At 43.2% G+C, this 20,051-nt stretch carries 14 protein-coding genes and 1 pseudogene; 14 read left to right on the forward strand and 1 reads right to left on the reverse strand.

All coding sequences use genetic code 11. The annotated features are described in order from the left end of the window. Nucleotides 1–354: 354 nt before the first annotated feature. From ACSQ8P_RS10490 to ACSQ8P_RS10515, 6 genes and pseudogenes are all read left to right on the forward strand, one after another. Nucleotides 355–558, forward strand: a complete 204-nt coding sequence (locus tag ACSQ8P_RS10490; protein ID WP_436235119.1) for a hypothetical protein — start codon at nucleotides 355–357, stop codon at nucleotides 556–558. Nucleotides 559–644: 86 nt separating this feature from the next. Next, a pseudogene (locus tag ACSQ8P_RS10495) lies at nucleotides 645–985 on the forward strand (GrpB family protein). Beyond that, the gene (locus tag ACSQ8P_RS10500; RefSeq protein ID WP_436235120.1) at nucleotides 982–1,188 is read left to right on the forward strand and encodes a GrpB family protein; all 207 of its coding nucleotides are present in this window, start codon (nucleotides 982–984) and stop codon (nucleotides 1,186–1,188) included. Before ACSQ8P_RS10495 ends, ACSQ8P_RS10500 begins: the two are co-directional and overlap by 4 nt. Nucleotides 1,189–1,697: 509 nt before the next feature. Continuing rightward, the gene (locus ACSQ8P_RS10505) at nucleotides 1,698–2,606 is read left to right on the forward strand and encodes a phosphotransferase family protein (RefSeq protein ID WP_436235121.1); all 909 of its coding nucleotides are present in this window, start codon (nucleotides 1,698–1,700) and stop codon (nucleotides 2,604–2,606) included. A 476-nt stretch (nucleotides 2,607–3,082) separates the two neighbouring features. After that, nucleotides 3,083–3,241 carry a hypothetical protein gene (locus ACSQ8P_RS10510; RefSeq protein WP_436235122.1) on the forward strand — a complete coding sequence of 53 codons (159 nt, stop codon included), beginning with the start codon at nucleotides 3,083–3,085 and terminating at the stop codon, nucleotides 3,239–3,241. Nucleotides 3,242–3,402: 161 nt separating this feature from the next. Then, nucleotides 3,403–3,753: a GrpB family protein gene (locus ACSQ8P_RS10515; RefSeq protein WP_436235123.1), complete on the forward strand. Its 351-nt coding sequence runs from the start codon at nucleotides 3,403–3,405 to the stop codon at nucleotides 3,751–3,753. Between the two features lie 315 nt (nucleotides 3,754–4,068). Here ACSQ8P_RS10515 and ACSQ8P_RS10520 read toward each other — a convergent pair whose 3' ends face one another. Further along, complete coding sequence (locus ACSQ8P_RS10520) at nucleotides 4,069–4,902, reverse strand: AraC family transcriptional regulator (protein WP_436235124.1); 834 nt, start codon at nucleotides 4,900–4,902, stop codon at nucleotides 4,069–4,071. Between the two features lie 142 nt (nucleotides 4,903–5,044). Here ACSQ8P_RS10520 and ACSQ8P_RS10525 point away from each other — a divergent pair, with 142 nt between their 5' ends. From ACSQ8P_RS10525 to ACSQ8P_RS10560, 8 genes are all read left to right on the forward strand, one after another. Beyond that, nucleotides 5,045–7,060: a beta-galactosidase gene (locus ACSQ8P_RS10525; RefSeq protein ID WP_436235125.1), complete on the forward strand. Its 2,016-nt coding sequence runs from the start codon at nucleotides 5,045–5,047 to the stop codon at nucleotides 7,058–7,060. A gap of 311 nt (nucleotides 7,061–7,371) precedes the next feature. Then, the gene (locus ACSQ8P_RS10530; protein WP_436235126.1) at nucleotides 7,372–10,179 is read left to right on the forward strand and encodes a glycoside hydrolase family 2 TIM barrel-domain containing protein; all 2,808 of its coding nucleotides are present in this window, start codon (nucleotides 7,372–7,374) and stop codon (nucleotides 10,177–10,179) included. A gap of 16 nt (nucleotides 10,180–10,195) precedes the next feature. Then, entirely contained in the window at nucleotides 10,196–12,736 is a 2,541-nt protein-coding gene (locus tag ACSQ8P_RS10535) for a beta-mannosidase (protein WP_436235127.1), read from the forward strand. 199 nt (nucleotides 12,737–12,935) lie between these two features. Then, nucleotides 12,936–13,829, forward strand: coding sequence for an ABC transporter permease (locus ACSQ8P_RS10540; RefSeq protein WP_436235128.1), 894 nt, complete (start codon nucleotides 12,936–12,938; stop codon nucleotides 13,827–13,829). Between the two features lie 3 nt (nucleotides 13,830–13,832). Then, nucleotides 13,833–14,726, forward strand: coding sequence for a carbohydrate ABC transporter permease (locus tag ACSQ8P_RS10545; RefSeq protein WP_436235129.1), 894 nt, complete (start codon nucleotides 13,833–13,835; stop codon nucleotides 14,724–14,726). Between the two features lie 62 nt (nucleotides 14,727–14,788). Then, nucleotides 14,789–16,459, forward strand: coding sequence for a hypothetical protein (locus ACSQ8P_RS10550; protein ID WP_436235130.1), 1,671 nt, complete (start codon nucleotides 14,789–14,791; stop codon nucleotides 16,457–16,459). Nucleotides 16,460–16,617: 158 nt separating this feature from the next. After that, a complete protein-coding gene (locus tag ACSQ8P_RS10555) occupies nucleotides 16,618–18,402 on the forward strand; it encodes a sensor histidine kinase (protein ID WP_436235131.1) in 1,785 nt (594 codons plus the stop codon). 3 nt (nucleotides 18,403–18,405) lie between these two features. Beyond that, the gene (locus tag ACSQ8P_RS10560; RefSeq protein ID WP_436235132.1) at nucleotides 18,406–20,001 is read left to right on the forward strand and encodes a response regulator; all 1,596 of its coding nucleotides are present in this window, start codon (nucleotides 18,406–18,408) and stop codon (nucleotides 19,999–20,001) included. Nucleotides 20,002–20,051: the final 50 nt, after the last annotated feature.

A 20,051-nucleotide genomic window follows, 5' to 3' on the forward strand; every position in this document is an offset into this window, starting at 1 on the left:
AGTGATTATGAAAGCCAAATTCGATGCCATTTCTTCTAAACTGCTCGCTGCACTTGTTGAAAAAAGCAACAGTTTCGGGAAGTGCCTGTCGCTGCTCTTGATTGATTCCTGGGCAGACGACATAACGGCTTGTGGCGTCTCGGTTCATTTCATCTCGAAGTGTGTATAATTGCATGGAATTCGACAGGGTACCGTATACTTTTTATTTTTAAAATTTTTATTGGAGTACCCGACTTGATGAGGACATAGATCTGGTTACATGGCTACGGCATCCAGAGCATCTCGAACAAGCACTTATAGAAGCAGGTTTCAAACGGATTCCTGTAAGTGCTCGGCAGACAGATTTTTGTAAAGATGAACGTAGATATACAATTTCTTTATTTGACTCAACCTATTGATGGGAGCATAATACCGAATGGACTTTCAGAGAGGGTATGGAGGTCGGATGCACTGCTTTCGAGGTCTTTCTCCCTAGATGGCGTATCCGCTTACGTATTAAGTCCTATCAATTTACTCCAAGAAAAAGAAGTGTATGAGCAAGCAGAATTGCTGTATTGAGGAAAGAAATAATTTATCAAGTTGGAAATCTAGTTATGGTAAAATAAGGGTAAATATAAAGTCTGAATTTAAGGAGTTTAGATTAGATGGAAGATCAATGGAGGATATCCAAACATGATAGTGGGTGGACGGATCTGTTCAATGATATTGCTTTAAAATTGAGAGATTCATTAGGAGATTTAGCAATTCGGATCGATCATGTAGGTTCTACATCGATAGTTGGTCTGGATGCAAAACCAAAATAGATATCCAAATATCTGTTCTAAATTACGATGACATAACTAAATATAAGACCAAGATAGAGAGCGTTGGTTTTGTATTTCGTGATGATAATCTAGACAAGACTAAGAGGTATTTTCGAGAACAGCCGGGCACTCGAAGAACACATATTCATGTTAGACAAGTTGGTAGTTTTCTGAGCAAATGACTTTGCTCTTTAGAGACTATTTACGTGAGCACCCTCAGGATTGTTTAAGGTATGCTGATGAAAAACATCGATTAATGGAACTGTTTAAAAGTGAACGACTAAAATACGTTGAAGGAAAAGGGCCGATCGTTTGGGATATCATACAAAGAGCTCATAGATGGTCGCAAGAAGTGGGATGGAAGCCAGGAACGTCTGATAAATAAATTGACTAGGTTCATTAAAGTAACTGGACACGATAGCCTAATCATTTCTAGAATATAGCGCGGAGTTTGGAGGCTAGTTAATGTCTGTTAGTGTGTTTAGAATGAATCAAGAAGATAATTCATTTGAACTAGGTTTTGAAATGCCAATTTCTAACGAAGAATTCTACACTTCTGGAACTAAAAAATTTAAGAATATGGGCACATGCTAATCTAGAGAATAATGATCTGGAATATATGGTGACAAGGATTGATTTGCTTAATAAAAAGTTACCTTTAGCTTTTAAAACGGAAAACACCATTTTGTGGATTGGATAACTTTATTCTCACAAAGATTCGTTGCTCTAACGAGTAACTTTACATAAATAGGGATCGCCGGCTGCAGTGAAGTTTGACGATCCCTATTTCGCTGAAGTAACGGGAGAAGAGTTGATTATTAAAGGTTTTGTACCTATGAGGAGTACAGCCATGGTGCTAAGACAATTTTATACCTTAGTTAAGGAGCTGTTGTAGTGTCAGAGAAAGGCAAACTTGTCTCACAAGTGTTATTAATTGCAGAAAAAACTGGTTTAACTGAAATTACGCCTATCGAGCTTAGTATTGGTGGGAACCTGATCATTCACTTGTCTCCTTATCCGATTGTGGCCCGAATAGCGACTGTCAGTTCAAAAGAAGATTCAGAGTATGCAAATAAGATACTTGTTCGAGAGTTACGGGTAGCAAGTCACTTACAATCCAAGGGCATCCCCGCGTTATTGCCTTCTGAACTTACTGATGCAGGACCGTACGATGTTGGTGGTGCATGGATGACACTTTGGAGATATGTTGCTCCTACACAATTACAACCTCCTTCACCGAGTGAAGCTGTTGAATTGGTAAACGGACTTTCAATAGCAATGAAAGACTTCTCAGGCGACCTTCCTGTGCTTGGAGTTTGGGAACGAACATGTCAATCGGCTAATAAATTAAGGAGTAATCCCGATCAGCGCATACAAGCATTACTAAGTGTATTTCAAAGGGTAAATAAACAGATGCGCATCGAACCAAGTTTATTAATACCGTGTCATGGCGATGCGCATGCAAGAAACTTATTACCAAGTCCAGAGGGATGGATCTGGTCGGACTTTGAGGATGTATCATTGATGCCAGCATACTGGGACTTGGCTTCATTTGTTAGTAATCAAGCATTATTCGGCGGAATACAGGAGCCAACTTTTAGATACATATTGGACCATTTCGATAACGGCACCGATCTAAAATCTTTTGGACTTGCTATTACTGCACGTACACTAATGTCCACGCTAGGAAACTTGGATTTCTCCTTTTCGGGCCAAGGAGATTTGGAATTTGCCACTAGACAGTTAGAACTTGCGGAAGATTTTGTTCGTCAAGTAGAACTAATAATTGCAGGAAGCGATTAAAAGTACGTAGTATGTATTTAAGTGGGGTGAGAAATTTTTGAGAATCCGTGAGGTAACATCAGAGGGCTTTACCTTCATTAATTCAGATGGAGAAACTTTCGTCGACTTTATAGTGTGTAATGAAAATTGGGTTATGTATAACAAGAGGAAAAATAGTTGGACGGATGATGAAGTTCAAGCTTTTCGTACCAAAAGTAAATGTGTCGGAGAACGGGATATCTGTGCAAAGCCATGGTGTTTTACATTCTTTACAAAGCCCTTTACTAAAATTGAATTCACGAATTTTAACGCACAGAAAGAATTCGGGTTTTCAAACCAAAATACTTGAAGTTGGTTGGACCACATTTGACATGAGTTGATTAAGTTAATGGGTAACTAAGTTGAACAAAACCTAAATAGGCTACCGCATGTAGCCTTTTGTGATAACGGACGTAATTTTTCGTTTTATAGTAAAGTAAATCGTGGAGGTGTGGTTTGTGGAGCGTTCAATTAAAATTATGTTGTTGGGAATTTCTTTTATGTTAATCGGTCTATATATTCAGGGTGAACCTGGAATAAAGCTATATGGTACCGAAGTCATTATCGTTTTATTTGGTTTTTTATTAACCGTTGTGGGTGTTTTCACCAAGAGGTAGCAGGTTTGTTCGTAAGTTGAATTACTAATCTAACGTAAGAACGTTTGTTCAATAATAAACATGAGAAGGCTGCCGAGATCATTGTTCGGTAGCCTTCTCAACTATCAAGCAGAATCATCTACGAATTTACATGTAATCATGTTGGTACTGTCAGGAGGAGTTTGAATGGGTTCCAGTCTTATGTACGTGAATATGACCCTAGTTGGATTCATTTGTTTGAACAGTTACGAGGCTTTGTACATCCTGTTATAAGCGATTTTGCAGTTACAATAGAACACGTTGGCAGTACATCCGTTCCGGGGTTAGCAGCGAAACCGATTATTGATATAGACGTGGTGGTGTCTACGCAGTCGGATGTCCTAACTGCCATTCAAAGGCTAGCAACCATTGGCTATGTTCATGAAGGTGATTTAGGAACTACGGGACGAGAGGCATTTATTCCTCCCGTCGATGTAATAAGGAATGACGTCCCTGCGAAACAGTTGCATGTTGAAAGCTTAGCTTCCTGGTAATGATTGAAAAAGGAAAATTATTTTGTTCTCTCTATAAAAATTTATTTTTTACAGGGCGTTTCTACTATGATTTGCAACTTATTCTCCGCGATGGAGGCGTGTATTTATGCTAGAAACCGGTTAAGGTTACATCGTTTTTTCTTCTTTGTTATTTTAGGTATTGCAATGCAAATTAACCAAATGACGTACTTGGGGAATCAAAATGAAATCGTGACGCTTAACGCTGGAGTGGTGCAATAGCCTCAAAGCCAGTTATGAAATTGTTATAGCCTAAGTTGCGGCGATGCCGCTGCTTAGCGCTTTATTTTTACGTAATCAACCTCTTCTTAACCTGCGAAACTGTTCCGGCGTCATATTCTCAAATTTTTTGAACCGTTGGATGTAATAGGCGCTGCTAGAAAAGCCGACCTTCTCGGATACATCCTTAACGGATAGATCGGTGGATACCAACAATTTTTTTGATTGCAGAATGCGGCAATCGGTCAGGAACTCGATCGGTGTTTGACCGATGAGTAGATGGAATTGTCTACTGAAATGGGAGACGCTGTAGCCTGCCCTCTCCGCCATTAGTTCCAGTGTGAGGAACTCCTCGCTGTGCAATCGGATCCATTCCGAGGCAGCAATGATTGTGTGTCGCTTTCCGTTGCCCGGCGTAACTTGTGAGTTCCCTGCATGGTTTGCAAGCTCAGCTATCATTTCGTAGAGCAGTGCCGACAGGCGAACCTCGCCTCTTTCCAAAGAAGGAACCCCATACGAGAGTAATTCACTCCAAAGTTCGTCTAGTCCCTCAGCGTCTTTCCAAGAAAACGTCCAAACCTCTTGCGCCCCTTTGCCTTGCAGTAATTCATCAATCCCTTCTCCTTGAAAATGTACCCATCGAATGTCCCAAGGATCCTCATGATCCGCATAATAGATTTGTTCGACACCTGGACCAAACAGAAAACCGGATCCGGCATGGAGCGTTATGGTATTGTCACCAATCTTTACATAACCTGTCCCGCTACGGATAATGTGCCAATTATATGACTTGAATTGCCCAATTCCCCTGTTCTCGCTATGAGAGGGGTCATTGTAGTAATGTCCGAATGACTCAGGATAACATACGAATCGCTTAAACCGGGGTTGTGCAATAAAATGGTTAATTCTCATGTTCCCCTCCGTTTATAGCATAATATTGATATGATAATCAAAATATTAGGATTTACCATCCTATTGACTGTACCTATAATAAGCCTATCAAGATATAAATCAGCATAATAACAACATACTCATTTGAAGAGGGGAATTCAAGATGTATTTTGGCGTAGACTATTACCCAGAGCATTGGCCAGAGGAGCGTTGGTCGATCGATGCGAAGATGATGAGGGAAGCTCATATTAATATCGTAAGGTTGGCGGAGTTTGCTTGGGCGAAGATGGAACCAGAGGAGGGAACTTACGATTTTTCGTGGTTGGATCGTTCCATCGAGGTATTTAGTAGCGAGAAAATCAAGGTCGTTCTAGGGACACCAACTGCTGCCGCTCCCAAATGGTTGATGGATAAGCACCCGGACATGTATCCCAAGGACGTGTATGGATTAAGCAAAGGATTCGGTACGAGAAGGCATTATTGTCTAAATCACCCTGTTTATCGGGACTACTCCAAGAAGATTACACGCGCTATGGCTGCTCACTACAAAGATAACGAAAATATCGTCGCCTGGCAGATTGACAACGAGTTTGGCGGAGCCTGTTATTGCCAAAGCGATCTACATGCTTTCCAAATTTGGCTTCGCAAGAAGTATGGAGCGCTTGATAAGCTGAACCAAGAATGGGGTACGATCTTCTGGAGCCAGACTTATCGAACGTGGGAAGAAATTATCCTACCTGTCTACTCGTCCAGCGATGGCTTCAGCCAAAGTGGAGATGGAAGTAACAGGATGTTAACGCCGTTTAATCATAATCCAGGTTTGCAGCTCGACTATCAACGCTTTTTCTCAGATTCCACAGCTGACTATCAACGCCTACAAATAGAGGAAATTCGCGCCTTCAGCTCTTTGCCGATCACGCACAACCTGATGGGTCACTTCAACGAACTGGATTATTACGACTTGGGCAAGGATCTCGACTTCATCAGTTGGGATAACTATCCGAACAATATGTGGGCGAAATCCAAGCCAACGAATACCGCTATGGCGCACGATCTCATGCGAGGTATCAAGAACAGCAACTTCTGGATGATGGAGCAGCAAAGTGGACCTTGCGGATGGCATTCAATGGGGGATACGCCTGAACCAGGACAAGTACGCTTATGGACATATCAAGCGATTGCACATGGAGCCGAAGCCATGGTTTACTTCCGCTGGCGGGCTTGTACCGTAGGTATTGAACAGTACTGGCATGGTATTCTCGATCACGATGGCCTCGGTCGCAGGCGGTATCGGGAAGTTAAGCAAATCGGACAAGAACTCATGAAGCTATCGAGACTCTTTGTAGATGCGAAGAACGCTAGCCCCGTCGCACTTATTAAAAGCTATGACAATGTATGGAGCCATCGCGCCCAGCCCCACAACCACAAATTCACTTATGGCGGACTGCTCGATTCCTATTACAAGGCTGTCACTAACCAGCATATCGGTATGGACGTAACTAGCGTGGAGATCGACTTTGCTCCCTATAAACTTGTTATAATGCCGGCATTTAACCTAATGACGGAAGAAATCTCAGATAAGTGCGAGACTTATGTGAAGAATGGAGGCTCGTTGCTTATCACGTTCCGTTCAGGTACCAGAACCTGGAATAATCAGATAACCACCATGACGTTTCCAGGATTATTTCGCGAATTAGCTGGTGTAGAGCTCGAGGAATTCGATTCCATTAACTTTGGTCGCACCGTCACAATTGACGGCTCGTTCGGTGAAGGCACGTCATCAACTTGGTGCGACGTTCTGAAGCTTACCGGTGCAGAGGCGCTGGCCGATTATGATAGCCATTACTATAAAGGCACACCAGCCGTAACCGTGAACACCTTTGGAAAGGGCAGAGTCTATTATGTCGCTTGCGACTTGAACGATGAGGCTATGAGTAATCTGATGAGTCTCATCGTACAACGTGAGAAGATATCGACTATCTTACCTAAGTCGTACGAAGGAGTAGAAGCGATAGAAAGATCTAAGGACGGGCAATCGTATCTTATGTTGCTAAATCATAATAATGCAGAAATAAAAATGGAACTTAACGGCTCGTATCGCGATGCGTTAAGTGAGACGGATGTTCAAAGGCAAATCGTTCTCGCGCCTTATGCGGCGCATGTACTTTTGAAGACATAATTCCAATTCAAACACCACTCCTAAGTCGACGCTTTGGTAACTAGGGGGGTGTTTTGTTATTTATTTATTTATTTATTTATTTATTTATTTATTTATTTATTTATTTATTTATTTATTTATTTATTTATTTATTTATTTATTTTGAATTATTGTAATGATTTAGGTGATAAATTCCGGTTTTAATCGTTAACATCTTCTCAAATCGATAGAAATCTGATCGTTGTTACATATCCCGTTTTCTGAACCCTATGTACAATAGTGGTATAAAGAAGAGTTTTGTACCATTAATTGCAAGGAGATGTGGATTTCACATGTTGGGTAAGATAGGTTTGGAAGGAAACTGGAAGCTGCAGTTGGATAAGCATAAGCAAGGGCTACAATTACCATACGAAGATTCGATTGTGTTGCCTAATACTACTTCAAATGCCCGAAAAGGAGAGAAACTCGACAGCATTATAATCGGGGCTCTGACAGATGAATATGCGTTTGAAGGAAGTGCTTGGTTCGCCAGAGAAGTTGAAATCCCGGAAGAGTTTAGCGGAAAAAACTGCATTCTATTTCTTGAACGAACAAGGATAACAACAGTCTGGATTGATGGGCGGGAGATTGGAACGCAGAACAGCTTGAGCACTCCGCATCGCTATGAGCTTCATGATGGACTTAGCTCGGGCAGACATGAAATTATAATACGAGTGGATAATACCGGGTATCCGAGCAAAGGAGGGCATCTCACTTCCGGCGACACGCAAACCAATTGGAACGGGATTACCGGCCGGATCGAGCTGCAGTTTTACGGTGAGGCTTTCCTGAATAATGTGGGAATTTATCCCGATCTTCCGAAGCGCTCATTCACGATTACCGGGAACATAGTCGGAGATTGGGCCAAGATGGCATTGACCGTCACAGCGGAAAGTTTCAATGGGGAAATAAAATATGAGGCACCGGTGCAGGTTTTTGAACTATCCTCTAAAGTTGTCTCAGTGAACTATGAGCTAGGGGAGGACGCCTTACTGTGGAGTGATGCGCAGCCGAACCTTTATACCTTGAACATTCGTTTGAAAAGAGAAAGTGGAGAAGTACTGGATGTGCAAGAGTTGATCGCGGGATTACGGGAATTTAAGACGAACAGGGACAAATTCACGATTAACGGGGCGAATACACTCCTGCGCGGAAAACACGATGGCTTAATCTTCCCGCTTACCGGATATGCACCTACTGAAGTAGATGAATGGCTAAGGATCATGGGCATTTCAAAATCGTACGGGATCAATCACTACCGGTTCCATACCTGCTGTCCGCCCGAAGCCGCATTTATTGCTGCAGATCTACTCGGCATCTACATGGCACCCGAGCTGCCATTCTGGGGAACCGTCACCGATGAAACCTATGAGAATCATGATCAGGTTGAGCAGGATTATTTGATCAGCGAAGGGTATGCCATGCTGGAAGCTTACGGGAATCATCCTTCCTTCGTCATAATGTCACTTGGGAATGAACTTTGGGGCAGTAAAGTAAGGCTCGATGATATTTTAAAAGCTTATAAATCATTCGATGATCGCCATTTGTATACGCAAGGGTCCAATAACTTTCAGTTTGCTCCGGACATTTTGAGGAACGATGATTTTTTTTGCGGCGTGAGGTTCTCGAAAGACCGACTGATCAGGGGGTCTTATGCGATGTGTGACAGTCCTCAGGGACATATTCAGACGGACCGGCCTAACACGATCATGGATTATGACGACATGATCGTGCCTCAACAGCTTTCTTTCAATGAAGCGGAGAACGGCAGCGGAGCCACGATTCAAATCCAGTACGGCACAGGCGTCAAGACGGTAGAGACGAATCATACGGGTAGTGAACTCATTCCTCAGGTTCCAGTCATTTCTCATGAGATTGGGCAGTTTGCCATGTATCCTAATTTCGAGGAGATCGGTAAATACAAAGGCTCCCTGAAGGCTAAGAATTTTGAGGAGTTTCGGAATAGACTTGAAGCGAAAGGGCTTGGCCATCTGGCGGAAAAGTACTTCTATTGCTCTGGAAAATTGGCAGTTGCGTGCTATAAGGAAGAATTGGAAGCCGCATTCCGCTCGAAGCGTCTTGCGGGCTTTCAGCTTCTGGATATTCAGGACTTCAGTGGACAAGGGACAGCGTTGGTTGGTATTCTGGATGCCTTTATGGATTCCAAAGGACTTATCACCCCTGAAGAGTGGCGCAGCTTCTGTGGGGATGCCGTTCTGCTAGCCCGGTTTGAGAAGTACAACTATCAATCAGGAGAAGTACTCCAAGCTCAAGTCGAGCTTAGCTATTATCGTGAACATTCACCTAATGGGATGATTATGCAATGGGAATTGAGAGATGGTATCACCATAATTGCCGAAGGTGAAGCCATTATTTCAGTGAAAACAAGCGATAATCATATTGATATTTGCGAGATCCGCATGCAGCTTCCAAGCGTAACTAGTATGACGAAAGTAACCCTTCTTCTGAAGGTCGAGCAAGCAGGCTTGAGCAAAACCTATGATTTCTGGATATATCCTGGAAATGTCGCACTCGATGTTTCAGACATTCATTTGTTCCATTCGCTTGATGAGAAAGCGGTCAATTTGCTTGAGCAGGGCGAGAGTGTGCTGCTTCTTGCTAAACCGGACGGATTGACCGGAGCGGTTTCTGGCACATATTGTACCGACTTCTGGTGTTATCCGATGTTTCGTTCCATTTCCGAAAGTATGAATAAACCTGTACCAATCGGGACAATGGGGCTAGTGATTGACAAAGACCATGCCGTGTTTAACTATTTTCTCACAGAAGAATACTCCACCTATCCATGGTGGGAGATCGTTACCCACTCCAGCTCAGTTATTCTGGACGATTTACCGCAATCTTTGCAGCCTATCGTCCAAACGATCGATAATTTTGAGCGTAATCATAAACTGGGCTTGTTATTCGAAGCTCGCGTTTTAAACGGAAGAGTTTTAATGTGCGCAATAGATTACGACAATGTCGTAGCTACGCTTGAAGGCAGACAGTTACTGTTTAGCATGATTAGCTATATAAAATCAGAGGCTTTCGATCCTACAGTAGAAATTGAACTTGAGCAATTGCAACGTATTCTTTTGTAATCACATTGGAGGAACTATGAACAACAAACATTTTGTAATAAGCAACTGGAAATTCAAGGCGTGTGATGAGATGGATTGGATGCCAGCTCAGGTTCCCGGTACCGTGCATACCGATTTATTTAGAAACGGTTGTATCGCTGATCCGTTCTACGGGATAAATGAGCACGAACAGCAGTGGATTGACAAAAAAGATTGGGAGTACGAAAGCACCTTTGAATTAGAGAATGCCTGGTTGGATCTACCGGCAATCGAAATCGTGTTCGAGGGATTGGATACGTACGCTGACGTCACATTGAACGGGAGGCACGTGCTTTCGGCCGATAATATGTTCCGTGTATGGAGGGCTGATGTCAAGCCGCTGCTGCGTCCAGGTTTGAATGAATTGACTGTACGTTTTTGTTCGCCGATAGCTGAAGATTTACCAAAGCTAGAGAAGCTAGGTTACAGTCTGCCTGCTGCGAATGATCAGTCCGAGCTTGGTGGTTTAGGTGATCATCGTATTAGCGTATTTGCTCGCAAAGCACCCTATCATTACGGCTGGGACTGGGGGCCGCGCTTTGTGACAAGCGGTATCTGGCGTGAGGTTCGCTTGGAGGGCTGTGCGGGTCCTGTTATACGCGATCTTTACATTCGTCAGGACCGTGTCAATCTTGAAGTAGCAGAGCTGACGGCCATATTAGAGATCGAAGCAGTTGAATCTTGGTCAGGCCATCTGCGTGTATCTACGGGTGAGCAAGTGTTGGAAAAGGGAATTACGCTTGAGCCAGGTGTACAAGAAGTGGCGATAGAGGTGAAGATCTCTGAGCCCGCATTGTGGTGGTGCCGGGGGCTGGGCGAACCGAATATGTATGAATTTAACGCGGAGCTAGTTGGTGAGGATGGGAGTACCCATGTGGTAACGGTGACAACTGGACTGAGGGATATTAAGCTGATTCGGGAAAAGGATGAAGCTGGAGCTTCTTTTCGTTTCGAACTGAATGGGATTCCACTTTTCGCCAAAGGGGCTAACCATATTCCTAATGATAGCTTTCTGACTGAGGTGACGGCGGAGCGTTATCGCCACGAAATTGCTTCAGCAGCCGAAAGCGGCATGAATATGTTGCGGGTATGGGGCGGGGGGATATACGAACAAGACATTTTCTATGATCTATGCGATGAATATGGCATTCTGGTTTGGCAGGATTTTATGTTCGCTTGCAGCATGTATCCTGGGGATGAAGCTTTCCTCATGAATGTTGCATTTGAAGCTGATCATAATATTAAGCGATTGCGCCGTCATCCCTGCATTGCGCTATGGTGCGGTAATAATGAGATTGATTCAGCGTGGTCGAATTATGTGGAGAATAAAGGCTGGGGCTGGAAGCGAAACTACACAGCGGAGCAGCGTGAACAAATATGGGCAGACTACGAGTCGGTGTTCCATGATATCTTGCCAAAAGCCGTGGCACGACTGGCGGCCGATGTGGCGTATTGGTCATCCTCGCCTATGCGTGGTCTTACGGGAGATGAGAACCAGCATGCCTTTAGCCTATCCGGCGAAGGTGATATCCACTACTGGGGCGTGTGGCATGCTTCGGAACCGTTCGCTAACTACAATACGCATATCGGTCGGTTTATGAGTGAATACGGATTCCAGTCGTTCCCGGAGCTGGATTCCGTGTTGAAGTATGCACCAGAAAGTGAGCTGGCGCTGGAATCTGATATCATGATGGCCCATCAGAAAAATGGGCGTGGCAACCAGTTGATCAAGGAATACATGGACATGTACTTACCTGTGCCTAAGGACTTCAGATCGTTCCTGTATATGAGCCAGGTACTCCAAGCGGAAGCAATCCGTATTGCAATTGAAGCGCATCGCCGGAACAAGCCTTATTGTATGGGCACGCTGTACTGGCAGATGAACGATTGCTGGCCGGTCGCTTCCTGGGCTGGCATCGACTACTATGGACGCTGGAAAGCGCTGCAATATACGGTTCGCAGAAGCTTCCGGGACGTCATATTGACGATATACGAAATGGCAGATCGTTCGATTGCCGTTAATCTCATTTCGGATAAGAGAGAACGGGTAATGGGCTCGCTATGTTTATCTCTGTATGACATTCAGGGAGGTCTGATTAAAGAGGAGACACTTCAGGTTGAAGTGGCAGCGGATTCGGTCACTGAAGCGACGGTACTGAACCGAGAGCAGTGGCTCCAAGGCTGCGATCCACGGCAGGTTGTTTTGCAAGCCATGTTTCATGTTGATGGAAATTCGGTAGATAGCAAACCGTACTATTTTGTCTCTGCGAAGGAGTTTGTGCTTCCAATGACGCAGATCTCAGTGCAGGAGGTTTCAGGCAGCGGTGGCACTCGCTATAATCTACAGAGCAGCGTGTTGGCTCGGCAAGTTTGGATCTCTGCAGAGGTGGAAGGGATTTTCTCTGACAACTATTTTGATCTAATCCCAGGAATACCGGTCACGGTGGAGTTTCGCCAGCGCAACAACGGAGAGGGAGAGGCTTTTATCCCAGGAAACCCCGGTAAGCTGACGGTACAATCGATGGCTGATTTTGTGTAGGTTGGCAGGTTAATACGCGAATCCTCGTACATTGTTCTTACAATAAAAGAAGATATCTTCCATATTGGTTGATGTCTTCTTTTGAGGATGATAGCGCTTACTTAAAACATCATATGAAATCGATAGAAATCTAATCGTTGTTACATGTTAAGTTCTCTCCTTCCCAAGTAGAATAATGATATAGAAAAGGAGGGAGCATATGATTTCAACGTTATATAAATATCGCTGGCAATATATGATGATTTTACCAGCAGTCGTGTTGCTGTTTCTGTTTAATTATATCCCTATGGCCGGTATCCAAATTGCCTTTAGAGACTTTAAGATAGGCTCTTCTATTTGGGGAAGTAGTTGGGTTGGCTTGGACAATTTTTCATTTTTTACTGAGCCTCAATTTTGGAAAGTGGTTCAAAACACGCTTTACATTTCGGTTTTGAAATTTGTTTTCGGATTTCCTATGCCAATTCTGCTCGCTCTCATGATCAATGAGGTTAAAAATTCGACTTTTAAGAGGTTTGTGCAGTCGGTTAGCTATCTGCCTCACTTTTTCTCTTGGATCGTCGTAGCCTATATCCTGCAATCATTCCTTACATTAGATGGCGGGCTTGCGAACGATTTGATCGGGCGGTTAGGAGGAGATCCCATTTTCTTCCTAGGCTCTACAGAATGGTTCCGCCCTATGATCGTTTCAAGTGGATTGTGGAAAGAAGTTGGTTGGAATACAATTCTCTATTTAGCGGCAATCACGACGATAGATCCTCAACTCTACGAAGCGGCGAAAGTTGAAGGAGCGGGCAAACTCGCTCAAATACGACACATTACGCTGCCGGGTATGTTGCCGACGATATCCATCGTGTTGATATTAAGCATTCCGAGTTTAATCAATGTTGGCATGGATCAGATTTATCCAATGATGAATTCCGCGAATCAAGATGTGGCGGATGTTCTTGATACTTACGTGCTTCGTAATGGACTTAAACAAGGTTATTTCGGCATGGCAACCGCTGTTGGTTTAATCTCTTCAGTCATTAGCCTGCTGCTTGTCGTAGCTACGAACTCGGCATCCAAGAAACTCAACGGCGAGGGGCTGTGGTAACACATGAAATCAAATGGGTTTGAACGTGTGGGACAAGCCTTCATTGTTGTCTTGCTACTGGTATTATGCGTGTCAATCATTTATCCATTCCTATACATGCTGGCAATTTCTCTTAATACCGGGGCAGATGCAGCAAAGGGAGGGGTGTATCTCTGGCCCCGTTCGTTCACTTGGATCAACTACGAGATCGTTCTAGGTAATTCAGTTATTCGACATGCTTATCTGATTACCATTGCAAGAACAGTTTTAGGCACAGTAGGCGGATTGGCTGTTACCATGTTGGCCGCGTACGGGTTATCATATAAACAACTTCCATTTCGGAATGGCATTCTAATGTATGTACTACTCACAATGCTGTTCAGTGGGGGATTGATACCCTACTATATTCAATTGTATAGTCTCGGACTAACGAATACCTTTTGGGTCTATGTTATCCCTGGTCTATTCTCCGCATGGAATATGTTCGTCATGCAGAAATTTATACAGGGCATTCCCGAAGCATTGATAGAATCAGCCGAACTAGACGGTGCGGGTCCGTTCCGTATTCTCTTTCAAATTATCGTTCCGCTTTCAAAGCCAATGTTAGCCGCGTTAGGACTTTTTACGGCTGTAGGGCATTGGAATGATTGGTTTTCAGGTGCTTTTTATGTTAGCAAACAGAATTTGATCCCGGTTCAGACATTCCTGCAGCAACTACTAACTGCCCAAGATTTGTCAGCCGTTATGAGTTCAAATCAAAACCAAGAAGCGCTTGCACGAAGCTCCTTGAGCAATATTACACTCATGTCAATCAAAATGGCCACGGTTATGATCAGCGCACTTCCGATTCTAGCTGTTTACCCTTTCCTGCAGAAATACTTTGTCAAAGGTGTAATGGTCGGTTCAGTCAAGGGATAACTCCAGGGTATTAGGCATTTTATATATACCAGCTAAGTTAGTAAAAAAAGGGAGGCATAAAAATGAAAATGAAATCAGGTGGGTTAAAAAGTTCTTTGGTGCTGGGGTTGGTTGCCACGTTGGGTATTACGGCGGGGTGTTCAGATAGCAGCAGTACTGGACAAAGTAGTACATCACCGGCTAAGGAAACTTCTAAAACAGCTACTGCAGCTAACTTTAAGCTTTGGCTCGGTTGGACAGCAACGGTTAATAATGATAGCTGGGTACAAAAATATTGGAAAACGGAAGAACCTAAAGTTGATGTTCAGATTGAAGCAACACAAGGGGATGCCGTTACCGCACTTAATCTAAAGCTGAGTACTGGCGGTTTTGATGATGCTGCTATTTTTGAGAGAAAACAAGTAGTTAATGATGCTATGAAGCGCTCCAATGTTATTCAACCACTCGAGAAATACTTTAGTATGCCAGATAAGTATCCCAATTTGGCAGCAATTCCAAAAGTATATCTGGATCAGATGAAGGATGGGGATGGACATATTTGGTCACTTCCTTCCTTCTTTGATGTGAATCCGACAGATCCATGGCCAGGTTGGTCCTCCAATGCGTGGTTCATTCGAAAGGATGTTCTCGACAAAGTAGGAATGAAAGTAGCAGATCTCTCAACACTTCAAGGCATCGAGACTTATTTGGAGAAGGCTTCACAATTAAAGGATGAGTCAGGTAAGCCGCTTCTACCAATGGGGATTCTTACAGATAAGAATGAAGAGAATGCTGTGCTTGCCGCATTCGGCGTGACCGTCGCTTCAGCAGGTGGTGTTACTCAAGTTAAAAAAGACGGTAGCGATTTTATTTTTAAGTATGACAACCCAGGGTTTAAGGCTGCTTATAAATGGATGAATAGTTTGTACAAGAAAAATCTCATAGATCCAGAAGCACTTACTGATAAAGGTGAAAGATATGTCGAGAAGAACAAAAGCGGCCGTTTTGCAATGAACGTTGGAAGTTTTTGGAACTTAAACAGTTCGCTTTGGGAACAACTTGATGGCCCAACAGCACCTGGCTGGTTCTATGAACCAATTCCTTTCCCTAAAGTTGATGGCGTCAGCCAGCTTGGTTATACTCAGATTATTAACCCTTATCCGCAATACGATACGTATATTAGTAAAAGTACGAAGAACCTAGATGCTATTCTATCATTCTACAACTATACGTTAACACCGAAACCAGAGATGAACATGGTCATTAACGAAGGACCTGCAGGTAAATATTGGAACTGGGTCGATCAACCACTTGGTAAATGGAAATTTACAGACCCGCAATACAAAGAACTGCGCAACTCTGGCGATAATGCCAAAAAAGCACAAGTGACACCAGAGCTATATTCAACATCAACGTTTAGCAATAAATGGTACGCATGGTGGACATCAGAGAATATTCATGCCGGTGGAGCTAAGACCGGAGAGTTTTCCCAACAGATCTCTAAAATGGGTACTACCCGAGTTGCAGAAAATTATGACATGGTGAAGGCGAAGACAGGAGGGGCTTGGGAAAAGTATGCTCCAGAATTAGATTCGGTATATAAAGAATACCGGGCTAAGCTGTTGATGGCAAAAGACGATGCGCAATTCGAAAAAGCTTGGAGTGATTTCACTGCAGCACTTGAGAAACGTGGACACTGGAGTGAGCTTAAGCAGGAATGGAATGAACAGTACAACGGGATGAACAAGAAGTAAGCCTACATGCGAATAGGTTGCTACAGACCTATACGCTAAGTAGCAGAATCATGTAAACTGAAATCAACGCATAAAGCGGAGCAGCCCATTCTACGTGGGCGCTCCCTTTTGTAGTTTCTAACGTGTAATATTTTGGCTGAATAATAGGAGAATGCCTAGTGCGACACTGGATTGAAAGATATATTATTCATTTGACCCGTACAATGAATCTTCGCCGTAAATTTGTCGTTTTTTACGGATTGGTTGTATTTATTCCTACAGTGATATTGGGATTAGGTGCAGGTTACCTGGCTCTTCAGAACGTCAGGGCGAACTATATGCTTACTATTAATGAAGCCATTCGACAGACGACGCAGAGTGTTGGATTCCGAAAGCAAAGCTATGATCTCCTTGTAAACCGGACAGGAACAGACGGAGAACTGATCTCAAGGTTAGCACGTACCTACGAGAATTGGTCGGAAAGGATTGAATCGGTGAACTATGTCGACCGATCATTTCAAGTTATGAGCCGTTATTTGCCAGGGATCGACGATTTTACAATTTATCATGTTAATCCAACGCTTGTTGAAGATGGCAGACTTCTGCGAAAGCCCGCTCATCGTCCATTTACTGGGGGTGATGAAGGGGTATGGTATGATAGTGTAATGGAATCACCTATCTCCTTGCAATGGTCAGAAGTACCAGGTGAGAACACAAAGCTGGTCGTTTCGAGAAAAATAACGAATACCAGTGGGTATGTCTTTGGTGCGATCTATATGCTTTTGGATTATGGAAGCGTATTCGGTGAATTAATGGATCGTCCCTTTAACGGTGCGGGGAGCTTATACCTCTTGGACGAGCATAATCGCATTGTTGCAGCCTCCAACCGAGGGATGATTGGCCAAGACGTTGCAAATACGACTATATCTAAATTTTGGGAAAATATTGGAGATAACGATAACATTACTTATGAGGGCAATTATTTTGCAGTCCGACATTTGAACGGTGAATGGAAAGTTGCAGCGCTAGTCCAGATGCGCCAATTGGAGAAACAATCCTCCATTATTGTGTACAGCATCGTGGCAATTACCATCTTTTTTCTGTTACTTTCTTTGTTCCTTGTCATGATTGTGTTTAAGAATATTGTGATACGAATTCGTAAATTAGGTACCCGGATGAGTAATATCGCCGAGGGTGATTTCAATGTCTGGCTTGAGAATCGGAATAGAGACGAACTCGGTGACCTCGAGATCATGTTTAATCAGATGGCAGGTAGACTTGGAAACTTAATTGAACTACTAAGCAGTGCAAAGTTAAAAGAGAAAGAGTCATCGTTTCAGGCTCTTCAAGCGCAGATCAATCCTCATTTTATTTATAATTCACTCAGTTTGCTTCAGTGGCGAGCGCTTGATCAGGGAGATCAAGTTCAAGTGGAAGCAGTTGAAGCATTGACGACTTTTTACAGATTCGCACTGGATAATAAGTCCAATATTACGTTTATCAAGAATGAGCTTGAGCATGTACGTGCTTATTTGGACATTCAACAGCTCAGGTATCCGGAACGTGTCCGTATTGAATGGGAGATAGAGGAGGAAGTGTTAGAGCTCTATTCCATAAAGCTTATTTTGCAGCCCATCGTTGAAAATTCTTATATCCATGGGCGCATATTTACACGTTCGGATGCATGTATTTCTATTTCAATTAAGCGATATCATCATATGATTCATTTCCAAGTGAGAGACAATGGCAGCGGTATAGAACCGGCTACATTGGCACGTATCCACAATGGTGAACAAGCTGGCAAAGGAAATGGGTACGGTTTGTTAAATATAAGTGAACGGCTTTCTTTATATTTTGGCAATAAAGGCAAGTTTGAGATCGAGAGCACGCTTGGAGTAGGAACGGTAGTCACAATCCAATTGCCTGTCTACGCGGAAAAACCAAATATTCGATGGGAGGGATGACAATTGCTGCAGGCATTAATCGTAGATGACGAGCCGACACAGATTCAAGGACTAATTCGACATATCAATTGGGCGAGTTTGGGTTATACGATTCCATTTACCGCTGAAACAGGCGAAATGGCAATTCCTATTCTTGAAAGCAATAAAGTAGATGTACTAATCACGGATATATCCATGCCAGGCATGAATGGAATCGAACTCGCTGGCCTAGCGAAATCCATACATTCAGAAATTCAGATTCTCATCATCAGCGGGTATAATGAATTCGAATTCGCACAGGATGCCATTGAAGTAGGCGCTAATGGATATGTATTAAAGCCCCTTAAATTAGGCGAAATCGAGCGAAAACTTAACATATTTCGTCAAACACTTGAGAACGTGAAGCAAATCAATGAACAGACGCTGCATCTTAAATCCGTCGTATTGGAGAGTCAGGTGTTATTAAAGGAATCTTTTGTTCTTGAGTTGCTTGCTGATGAGCCGATTGAGGAGGATACGCTAACATCGTGGTTTCATCTTCTTGAACTACCGAGTGTGACCGATCGAATTCTGTTAATCATAGCCTCACTCGATCATCAGAATAGTCAGAGTCGTGATGTCAAAAGTAAGCTGTTGCTCAGTTCAGTGCTTCAGCAATCGATTTCTGTTTCGTTAAATGAAATGGGTTTCGTTTTAGTTGCGCCGCTGAAATCAGAAGGAGTCGCGGGTATTTTGTTAAATCCATCTACCGATACAAGGATGAACCTGGATAAACAAATGGGTTTTGTTCAAGACTATATGCGAAATACGTATCAAGTCTCGGTCACGATTGGTGTCAGTCGGGAAGGGCGTCATTGGACTGAAGTGGGACAGCTTTACCGAGAGATTAAGTATACTGTCGCTGATGCACGGCGGAGTGAGAACGGCTTACTTGTGCATGTCGGTAATGAAGAACGAAAGGTATATGAAAACTTTACGCAGCGTGAAACCATACTTCCCAATTTGCTTGCACTCGCAGAAACTGACAATAAGGAGCAGTTAATGATCGAGGTAGGGAGGGTGTTCAATGAAATGGAGGGAAATGCCCACTCGTTCGGCTATATGCAATCATTTAGTGTCAGTTTGCTTGGGGAGCTTTCACGCAAAATGTGGGACGATGTGGAGGGGATTTCCCATCTCAGTAATCGTGCATTGCACCGGCTATTGGAATGCAGAACAGCCCATCTACTTAAAGACATCGTCCTTGAATATATGGATTCGGCGTTCATCATTGCTCGGAAGGAACGTACGATACAGCAGCATCATCTCATCAATAATATCGCTACTTATATCGAAGAACAACTACCAACTAGTGTAACGGTTAAACAACTTTCGGATAAATTTCATATTAGCGCTGGTCATTTAAGCGTCTTATTTAAAAAGGAAACAGGCCAGACAATTTCTGACTTCGTCAAGAGTTTACGAATGAAAAAGGCAAAGGAATTGCTTCAGGACCCAAGCATAAAGATTTACGAAGTAACGGAGCGAGTGGGTTTTCAAACTCCCGCTTACTTTACTTATCAATTCAAGAAGAACGTGGGCTGCACACCCCAGGAATATCGGGATCGCTATTATCATTGACAATATAATAATAGGCGCCACATGCAGTGATACGATGATTGTCAACGTAA

Source organism: Paenibacillus sp. LjRoot153, assembly GCF_964253085.1.
Lineage (GTDB): Bacteria > Bacillota > Bacilli > Paenibacillales > NBRC-103111 > Paenibacillus_E.

Bases quoted from the DNA above. Each gene is read 5' to 3' on its own strand.
- ACSQ8P_RS10520 (WP_436235124.1), bottom strand. From the start codon at position 4,902: ATGAGAATTAACCATTTTATTGCACAACCCCGGTTTAAGCGATTCGTA.
- ACSQ8P_RS10545 (WP_436235129.1), top strand. From the start codon at position 13,833: ATGAAATCAAATGGGTTTGAACGTGTGGGACAAGCCTTCATTGTTGTC.
- ACSQ8P_RS10540 (WP_436235128.1), top strand. From the start codon at position 12,936: ATGATTTCAACGTTATATAAATATCGCTGGCAATATATGATGATTTTA.
- ACSQ8P_RS10535 (WP_436235127.1), top strand. From the start codon at position 10,196: ATGAACAACAAACATTTTGTAATAAGCAACTGGAAATTCAAGGCGTGT.
- ACSQ8P_RS10500 (WP_436235120.1), top strand. From the start codon at position 982: ATGACTTTGCTCTTTAGAGACTATTTACGTGAGCACCCTCAGGATTGT.
- ACSQ8P_RS10525 (WP_436235125.1), top strand. From the start codon at position 5,045: ATGTATTTTGGCGTAGACTATTACCCAGAGCATTGGCCAGAGGAGCGT.
- ACSQ8P_RS10550 (WP_436235130.1), top strand. From the start codon at position 14,789: ATGAAAATGAAATCAGGTGGGTTAAAAAGTTCTTTGGTGCTGGGGTTG.
- ACSQ8P_RS10530 (WP_436235126.1), top strand. From the start codon at position 7,372: ATGTTGGGTAAGATAGGTTTGGAAGGAAACTGGAAGCTGCAGTTGGAT.
- ACSQ8P_RS10490 (WP_436235119.1), top strand. From the start codon at position 355: ATGAACGTAGATATACAATTTCTTTATTTGACTCAACCTATTGATGGG.